The organism is Desulfovibrio sp. 1188_IL3213, assembly GCF_036763145.1.
Classification (GTDB): Bacteria; Desulfobacterota; Desulfovibrionia; order Desulfovibrionales; family Desulfovibrionaceae; genus Desulfovibrio.
Genome location: NZ_JBAIYR010000115.1, coordinates 1 through 5,972, shown reverse-complemented (window position 1 = coordinate 5,972; position 5,972 = coordinate 1). Strand labels below are relative to the sequence as shown.

Here is a 5,972-nt window from a genome sequence, read left to right as displayed (position 1 = left end):
TTTCCCGCGCCGAGCACCGTCAGCCCGGAGCTGCAAACGCTCATCGGCGCGGAGCCTTTTCCATATTGGAACAGGCAGCCGGCAAACGCGGCGGAATGGAAGGCCTTTGTCAAAGAACTCGTGGACGCCGCGGCCCCGGCATTACCTGCTTTGCGGGAAAAAATGGGGGGAACCTCCACGCCCGGCGTCATGGCCGGCGTGCCGGTCTTTACCCTGACGCCCGCGAACCTGCCCCCGGAAAACGCTGAGCGGGTTCTGCTGTATTTTCACGGCGGCGGCTACGTGCTGGGGCCGGGTGAAACCGGCACCGACGAAGCCATCCTGATGGCGGGTATCGCAGGGTTCCGGGTCATTTCCGTCGATTACCGTATGGCGCCGGACCATCCATACCCGGCCGCCATTGATGACGCTATCGCCGTTTACAAGGAGCTGCTCAAGACCGTGCCGGCGGAAAAAATCGGCGTGTTCGGCACCTCCACCGGAGGCGGGATGACGCTTATCCTGGGCCTGCGCGCCAAAGCCGAAGGCTTGCCCATGCCAGGAGCGCTCGGAGCGGGCACCCCCTGGACGGACTTGACCAAAACCGGCGACACCTACCTGACCAATGAGCATGTGGACAACGTCCTGGTCAGCTACGACGGCTGGGTCGGCCAAGCGGCCAAGCTATATGCCGCCGGGCATGACCTGAAAGACCCCATGCTTTCCCCGGTTTACGGTGACGTTTCCGGTTTTCCGCCCACGATGCTGACCTCGGGCACGCGCGACCTGTTCCTGAGCAACACCGTACGCATGCACTACAAGCTCCGGCAAGAGGGCGTTACGGCGGATCTGATCGTTTTTGAGGGCATGTCCCACTGCCAGTATTACTTTCTTCCGGACGCACCGGAAACCCGCTTCCACTTCACGCAGCTTGGTGAATTTTTCGGCCGACATTTGGAGTAAGGCGCCCAACCGGCAGCGCTGTAACCCACAAACACTTGCGATAATACACAGAATAAAAAAAGAGGATCCTCATGGAAGACATCGAAAATAAAGTCATTATCATCACCGGCGCCAGCAGCGGCATCGGAGCCGCCGTCGCCCGCAGGCTCGCTAAAGAAGGCGCTACCGTGGCGCTGACCGCCAGGCGCGAGGACAAACTGAAAGCCGTGTGCGAGGAAATCACCGCTGCCGGTGGCAAGGCGGCATATTTCGCTGCCGATATCAGCGTGGAGCAAGAGGTCAGGGCAATGGTCGCCAAAGTAGCGGACGCCTTCGGCCGCGTCGACGTCATCTTCAACAACGCGGGCCTTATGGCCATGGCGCCCATGTCCGCATGCAAGACCGACGAATGGGACAAGATGATCGACATCAACATTAAGGGAGTGCTCTACGGCGTGGCCGCAGTATGGCCCATCTTTGAAAAGCAGAATTCCGGCCACTTCATCAATATATCTTCCGTGGCAGGCCTGCGCGTCGCCGCAGGCATCGGCACTGTCTATTCAGCTACGAAATTCGCGGTCAAGGCCATATCCGAGGGTATCCGCATCGAGTCCGCTGGCAAATTCCGCGCAACGGCTATATACCCGGGCTACATCGAATCCGAGTTGATGTACGGCAGTTCAGATAATGAAAGCAGAAAGGGGATCGTGGCCGCTTACGAGCAGTTCGCCATCTCGGCGGACCGCATCGGCGATGCGGTTGCCTACGCCATATCCCAGCCCGCAGACGCTTCGGTCAATGAAATCACCATCCGGGCCACCGCCCAGGACTTCTAGCATTTGCATCCCATTAAAAAAGGCCGACAAGAGATTTTCTTGTCGGCCTTGTGTCGTTTTTTACCGGCTACTTTTCATACCAGGGTTTGCCGCCCGCCATGGCGCTCTCCCAGGCTCCCCTGGTGTCCACTCCGGCGTTGGCCGCGATGCGTTCCAATTCCTCCATCTCTTGGGGAAGAAGTTTTACCCTGGCGGCTTTGGCCGCGTCTTCCACGTGCGATGGTTTGGTGACCCCGACCAGCGGCGTGGTCCCCTTGGCGATGGCCCAGGCGATGGCGACCTGAGAGACGGTCGCGTCATGTTCCTGGCCGATGCGTTTCATGGCTGCGACCAGGCTCTCGATCTTGGGCATGAGCGGATTATACCTGGCCGCCCGCTGGCTGCCTTCCGGGAGGGGATTTTGGGTATCGTATTTGCCGGAAAGAGCGCCCTGCTCAAGCACCATGTAGGCGAAAAAGGCGACGCCTTTTTCACGGCAGTATTCCAGGATGCCTGCGTCCTCGGAAGCCCGGTACAGCAGGCTGTAGTGGTTCTGCACCGCGGAGATGCCAAACCCCTCGGCCGCGAGAATGCTTTCCACGCGTTTGATCTGTTCCAGGTTGTGGTTGGAGACTCCGACATGCTTCACCCGGCCGCTTTTAAGGAGCGGGATGAGGCCGGGCGTCCACTTTTCCACATCGGCCGGGTTATGGATCCAGTACAGGTCGATGTAGTCCGTGCCGAAGCGTACCAGGCTGGTTGCGAGCATGGCCCCCATCGGGTCCGGCGAGGCCGCGTCGGCGATCTGAGGCGTGAACTTGGTCGATATGGCCACGTCCTTGCGCGGGTGTTCCTTGACGAAGTCGCCGAGGATGGTTTCCGACGCGCCCATGCCGTAGACTGCGGCCGTATCCCAGAGGTTCAGCCCGTTTTGCAGCCCGGCCTCGAAGACCGGTTTCAGCTGGGCCTCGTTCAGGTTGTTGCCGAATATCTCGTTGCCACCCACGGCGCCGACGCCCCAGGACCAGGTTCCCAGGGCCACCGCGGGTATGTTCATTTTCGTGTTCATTGTTTCTCCTTGATTGTCAGGGGTGCGCATCAGGCCTGCGGGAGGGCGAGCCCCATCCGGCGCGCCTCGGCCGGGTGCTCCGTTCCCTCGATATCCTCACGCGCGTAAACGGCCTTGGCGTACAAAGTGCCCTGATCCTCCCAGGGGAGATACTTGAGCATACAGCGGTAGTTGGCGTCCACGGCGTCCATGCTCCATTCCGCCGGGCCGCCGCAGGTGGCGAACATGGCAGACTTTTTGGACAGGGTTCGGAGTTCGTCCCGTTTCGCCCGGAAGCGGTCCATGACGACTTTCAACTGGGCGCTCATGTTGTAGTAGTAGATGGGCGTGACCAGGACGATCATGTCCGCGGCAAGGACCGCCGGCAGTATCTTGTCCATGGAATCGCGCTGCACGCATTGGCCCCCGTGCGAATCGCAGTAGTAACAGGCTCTACAGGGCCCGACCTCTTCAAAGGCGGCGTCGATCCGCTGCACGTCATGCCCTTTTTCCAGGGCGCCCGTGATGAACTCGTCGGCCAGGAGCGCCGACGTCCCTTTTTTGCGCGGGCTTCCGGTAAGTACCAGTATCTTCATTTTCGTATCTCCGTGTAAGGCTGCCAGGGAGAGCCCGTTTCCGAGCGTCGAGCCGAGCAGGGTAACAACGACCGCGCCGCCCGCGAGCTGCAGCAGCCGGCGGCGTGGAATCGTGGTGGTATCAGGATTGGGTTTCATGAGCCTTATCGCTCAACAGCTTGCCGCCGACGGCGACGTTCTCGAGGTTGTTTTCCTTGATGAAAACGTAGAAAAATTCCTTGTCGATGCCGGTTATCCGGGCAGCGGACTCGGTAAATTCCTCGGCGATTTTTCTTTTTTGCTCCACGTTCATGGGCGCCATTTCCAGGGTGATGGTAGGCATGGGGTTCTCCTTTTTGAATGGAACCTTTCTACCACGCCTCCGGAGCCGTGCCTACACATTGGCAGGATAATGCAAAAAACAGCGCATTTTGTATCTATATGATTTTGCCTCCCCACCCTATAAAAAATCATGTTGTACGGGCCGGACGTTCCGGCCGGAAACCCGAGAGGAAAACTATGTTGAGAGTACTGATTTTGGCGGCGCTGGCCGTGATTCTCGCCTTCCCGGCGAGCGGGCTCGCCGCTGACAGACAAGGAGATACCGCCATGGCAAAAGTCAGGATTACCTTTGACGGCAAGGAAGCCGTAGCCACACTGTTCGACAATCCCCAGGCCAGGGATTTCATGGCCATGCTGCCGATGACCGTGACCCTTGAAGACTATGCCGGCGCGGAGAAGATTTATTACCTGCCGAAGAAGCTCGGCACGTCGGGCGGCCAGAACGCCGAGCAGGTGAAAGGCGACTTCTGCTACTACGCCCCGTGGGGGAACCTGGCCATTTTCTACAAAGGCATGGGCTACGGAACCAGCCTCTACGTCCTCGGCAAGCTCGACTCCGGCAAGGATAAGCTCGGCGCCATGGGCAAGAGTTTTACCGCGACCTTTGAAGTGATCGAATAATCCGGCTCGTTGAACCGGTAAATTCATGGACGGCTGCCCCCGGTGGAACCAGGGCAGCCGTTCTTCACGTTTGACTGTTCGCTTCCGTTATTCCTGGGTTTTGGAGTCCCAGGCGGCAATGCTCTTGGCCACCTTTTTGCGCACGTTTTGCCAGGTGTGCCGGGTCAATGCCGAATCTTCCATGACATCAAGCATTTTTTCATAGAGCGGGAGCGGCACGGCATAGGTCAGCTCGTCGGTTTTCATGAATTTGCGCGCGGAAATGTCCAGTCCGCCGAGCACGGCCTTCTCTTCGCCTTTCTGCTGGTACACGAGCGGCCACGAGACCAGGTAGGAGCATCCGGGGCCGAACGGCGCCACCACCGAGTGGTAATCGCCGGTCGCGTACATGGTCAACGAATACAGTCCGTTGATGACCTCGGGCCGGGCGAAGAAATTGACCACCAGCGGCCGGTCCCCGCCGCCGAACTGGTCCAGCGGCTTGAAAATACAGTATTTGCCGGGTGCTTCGGGCGGCATGACCTCTCTCATGAACTCCCGCATGCATTCCGGATTCGGCAAATAGTGCTCGCCCTCCATGCCCATTTCCGGCATGCCGGTGGAAACATAGGCCACGTTGGTTTCCAGGAAGGGCCGGTACAGCCCGGTGTAGTACCCGCCGCCCATGCAGCCGCATTCCTCGTGGCTTATCCAGGCGGCCTTCTTCTTTTTCCGAGCCAGCCAGATATTGCCGATGATACAGGAGAAATTGCCGAAGGCCTTGTGCCAGTCGATCTCCCCTGCAATTTCCCGCTCACGGGTAAAAAGCTCGCCGGGTTTCGGGCCGTACCCCTCGGGCTTGACGTCGTCGTAATACACGCCGAACGGCGCTTCATCGTGGCCCAAAAGCTCCATCAGCCGGTTTGTTTTGTCCAGAATTCCCTGCATGTTCCGCCTCCTGATCCCCTCGTTGGGTGCGTTATTTGTGACTTTTTGCCGTTTCCTGGAGATTGTGCTTGATGCGACCGAGAACCTTCAGGCAAATGCGGCGCTCCTCTTCGTCAATCCCGGTCAGCGCCTCGTTCAAGGTCGCCTGGACCGCTTTCAGGCAATCCTGCTTGATGCCGTCCGCCTGTTCCGTGAGGCTCAAAATCTTACGACGCGTGTCCACGGCATCGGTGCGCCGGGTGATCAGTCCCTTTTGTTCCATAAGCCGCAAGGCCCTGCTGGCGGTCGACTTGTCCACGCCGGCCACCTTGGCGATCTCTTCCTGGGCGATATCCCCGCGGTTCCAGAACTGCATCATCAAGCCCCACTGCTCGGAGGTGAGCTCGAGGCCCAGTTCCTCCATGTGCCGGTGCAGGGCGGAAATGAGGTGTTTGTTGGTGGTGTAGGCCATGAACCCCATGCAGACTTCGGGGTCGTAGAAATTGTCGGGCATGGTCGCCTCCTGAGTGAGCGGCGCTGTTGGTTTCCTTATGCTAGTTTAGTTGTATTAAGAAACTGTTGTATTTGTCAACCAAGTGCGCGAGCTTCGTTACCCAATAAAAAGGAACCCCCCGGCCTAGCCGGGGGTTCTTCATATGCGCCTGTAAGGCTTTCTTACCAGCCGCGCCCTAACAGGCGCACGGGCGATCTGACATTTGCATTTCTGTTACTTGCGGCCCGTAA

The 5,972-nt window shown here is 58.9% G+C and carries 8 protein-coding genes; 3 read left to right on the top strand and 5 right to left on the bottom strand.

Annotated features, from left to right (window positions below; translation table 11 throughout):
• Both V6C16_RS06615 and V6C16_RS06610 read left to right on the top strand, forming a co-directional pair.
• Positions 1-942: alpha/beta hydrolase (locus V6C16_RS06615; protein ID WP_333542921.1), on the top strand; the 942-nt coding region annotated here is incomplete at its 5' end.
• Between the two features lie 71 nt (positions 943-1,013).
• A complete protein-coding gene (locus V6C16_RS06610; RefSeq protein WP_333535487.1) occupies positions 1,014-1,757 on the top strand; it encodes an SDR family oxidoreductase in 744 nt (247 codons plus the stop codon).
• 67 nt (positions 1,758-1,824) lie between these two features.
• On the opposite strand, the gene V6C16_RS06605 is transcribed toward V6C16_RS06610, so the two are convergent.
• From V6C16_RS06605 to dmpI, 3 genes are all read right to left on the bottom strand, one after another.
• Complete coding sequence (locus V6C16_RS06605) at positions 1,825-2,805, bottom strand: aldo/keto reductase (RefSeq protein WP_333535486.1); 981 nt, start codon at positions 2,803-2,805, stop codon at positions 1,825-1,827.
• A 29-nt stretch (positions 2,806-2,834) separates the two neighbouring features.
• Positions 2,835-3,380: a flavodoxin family protein gene (locus V6C16_RS06600; protein ID WP_333535485.1), complete on the bottom strand. Its 546-nt coding sequence runs from the start codon at positions 3,378-3,380 to the stop codon at positions 2,835-2,837.
• A 121-nt stretch (positions 3,381-3,501) separates the two neighbouring features.
• Positions 3,502-3,702 carry a 4-oxalocrotonate tautomerase DmpI gene (gene dmpI / locus V6C16_RS06595; RefSeq protein ID WP_333535484.1) on the bottom strand — a complete coding sequence of 67 codons (201 nt, stop codon included), beginning with the start codon at positions 3,700-3,702 and terminating at the stop codon, positions 3,502-3,504.
• 266 nt (positions 3,703-3,968) lie between these two features.
• Here dmpI and V6C16_RS06590 point away from each other — a divergent pair, with 266 nt between their 5' ends.
• A complete protein-coding gene (locus V6C16_RS06590) occupies positions 3,969-4,322 on the top strand; it encodes a cyclophilin-like fold protein (protein WP_333535482.1) in 354 nt (117 codons plus the stop codon).
• A gap of 87 nt (positions 4,323-4,409) precedes the next feature.
• Here the strand turns inward: V6C16_RS06590 and V6C16_RS06585 are convergent, their stop codons facing one another.
• A complete protein-coding gene (locus V6C16_RS06585; RefSeq protein ID WP_333535481.1) occupies positions 4,410-5,249 on the bottom strand; it encodes a DUF169 domain-containing protein in 840 nt (279 codons plus the stop codon).
• A 31-nt stretch (positions 5,250-5,280) separates the two neighbouring features.
• Positions 5,281-5,742, bottom strand: coding sequence for a MarR family winged helix-turn-helix transcriptional regulator (locus V6C16_RS06580; protein WP_333535480.1), 462 nt, complete (start codon positions 5,740-5,742; stop codon positions 5,281-5,283).
• Positions 5,743-5,972: the final 230 nt, after the last annotated feature.